Annotated in this window: 2 protein-coding genes; both read left to right on the top strand. The window is 47.8% G+C overall.

Annotation, left to right across the window (positions count from 1 at the left end; all coding sequences use genetic code 11):
- Positions 1-1,297: trans-sulfuration enzyme family protein (locus tag AC1DVH_RS29740; RefSeq protein ID WP_477756800.1), on the top strand; the 1,297-nt coding region annotated here is incomplete at its 5' end.
- 209 nt (positions 1,298-1,506) lie between these two features.
- Positions 1,507-1,824 carry a DMT family transporter gene (locus tag AC1DVH_RS29735; RefSeq protein WP_477756799.1) on the top strand — a complete coding sequence of 106 codons (318 nt, stop codon included), beginning with the start codon at positions 1,507-1,509 and terminating at the stop codon, positions 1,822-1,824.
- The last annotated feature ends 455 nt before the right edge of the window (positions 1,825-2,279 follow it).

Here is a 2,279-nt window from a genome sequence, read left to right as displayed (position 1 = left end):
AATTGGTCCGAGCAGATCAGGCCAATCATCCTGCTTTCACTCAACTTCAGAATCAATGACACCCAACAAAAAAGTAACTTTGGAGGAAATAGACATGCGTCCTGATAAAAAGAATCTGTCCACACTTTCGGCGGCTACACTCGCAGTTCATGGTGGTAACGTAACCGACATCACTACTGGTGCTGTTCGCACTCCGCTGGTGATGGCTAACTCTTATCTCTTGCCTGAAGATCCGGCCACGATGGACTRGTCCAGCCCAGACGGCCTTGTGTACACGCGGAACCAGGGGCATAACCAGGTATGCCTTGAAAAGAAACTTGCTGCACTAGAAGGCTGCGAGGCTGCGGTTGTATTTGCTACCGGCGTAGCCGCTTTGCATTCAGTGTTTTTCTCTTTCTTGAAAAGCGGTGACCACGTCATTGTCAGTGATATTACGTATCAGGCTGTATGGCGTCTTTTCGCGGAGCTTTTGCCTGAGCGTTATGGCATTGAAGCCACATTTGTCGACGTAGGTGACCTAGAGGCTGTTCGCCAAGCGATCCGCCCTAATACCAAACTGATCCATACCGAGACGATTGCTAATCCAACCACTAAGGTTGCAGATATCGCTGCGCTGGCTGAAATTGCCCATGCACACGGGGCACTGATTTCCGTCGATGCTACTTTCACTCCACCTCCGTTTTTCCGTGCCAGTCAGCACGGGGTCGACCTGGTCGTCCACTCTCTGACGAAGTATATCAATGGCCATGGTGATGCCATGGGCGGGGTGGTTATCGGTTCCACTCAGATGATTACCAAGATCAAGAATGACGCTCTTGTTGACCTCGGCGCGACCATCTCTCCATTTAACGCCTGGATGATAATGCGCGGTTCAGTCACGCTGCCTCTGCGTCTGAAACAACTTCTAAATACGGCTGAAAAATTGGCTGAGTTTCTCAATTCGGATGATCGTATAGCCTATATCTACTATCCGGGGCTTCCGTCCCACCCGCAGCATGAACTAGCCCGTCGGCAATTCGCAGGCAAGGGATATGGGGCGATGATGGCTTTTGCAGTAAAGGGCGATCCAGATACTCAGAATCGGTTCGTTTCGAATCTGCGCATCATCACTTCTGCAGTATCCCTCGGGCACGATGAGTCCCTCATCGTTCATGTGGGTGCGGAAGGCCGAGGCGGCTTTGACAAGTACCCTGAAGAGTTCCGTACCTACGGACACCTTCGGGTCTCGGTGGGGCTCGAAGATCCGGACGATTTGATCAAAGATATTTCCCTGGCCTTGGACGAGACATTCAAATGATCTGAACGCCAAAAAATTGGTGGCACCTTTAGCGTTGGATGTACGGCATTGCTCAAAATATGGTCTGGTCGGTAACCCTCCTTTGCCCCCGTACCAGCGGGGGCTTTTTTAAGAGCCCGATCCATTATTTTTATTTTCAGGGGCGCGGCCCCAATACATGTAGGTTGTATTCGTCTTGGTTGTGACGGATCTTTCAATGGAGGCTTATCATGGCTTGGATATGTTTAATTTTTGCAGGGATACTTGAAGTTGTTTGGGCTTTCTCCATGAAGCAATCTGAAGGTATGACCAAGCTTGGGCCGACTGTTGTTACCTTGGTATTGGTAATGGCAAGTTTTGCTCTCCTATCATTTTCCATGAAAAGTCTACCACTTGGTACTGCCTATACAATTTGGACTGGCATTGGTGCTGTTGGCGCGTTTGCAGTGGGTATCATCCTTCTAGGCGAACCTGCGAGCCTTATGCGAGTTGTCGCAGCTGTCTTAATTGTCAGCGGTCTTGTAATGATGAAGCTGGCTTCAGCTTGATTTTTTCTGTTTCGGTTAGAAAATAAATTATAAGGGTTGGAGTGACGCCTCAGCATTTCCTGAGGGATTTCATGCGCTGATTTTTTGTTTACCTTTGCAAAACAGGTTTTCAGTCAAGCAGATTGCTCTCTGTTACGAGCAGTTTGCTCATAATATTGATCTGTTTGCCATATTTGGATGAGCGAGCCATCGGCGTACTATCGGTGTCCAGTACAAGGACATGAGGTCTTGATTATGAGTGAGTATAAAATTGCTTCGCTTGATTTTGTAATAAATGGAGGTGTATAGCTAAATTTCTATTGCCGTTGATTGAGTAACGCTTGTCACAGCTCTTAAATGGGCGTGCAGTAATGCAACTATTGCGGGGCTTATATCCGAAATGTAGTTGCCAAAAGAAGAATTGTTAAAGTCGTCAGATCGTTAACTGCCCTTAATCAAACTACAACATCTAGGGA

It is taken from the genome of Pseudomonas sp. P4_C3, assembly GCF_056402075.1.
Note: the sequence above shows the minus strand (reverse complement) of the source record. Positions and strands in the feature narration are given on the sequence as shown.

What these genes read in the sequence shown, in the direction of transcription:
- AC1DVH_RS29735 (WP_477756799.1), top strand. Translation starts at nt 1,507, where the DNA reads ATGGCTTGGATATGTTTAATTTTTGCAGGGATACTTGAAGTTGTTTGG.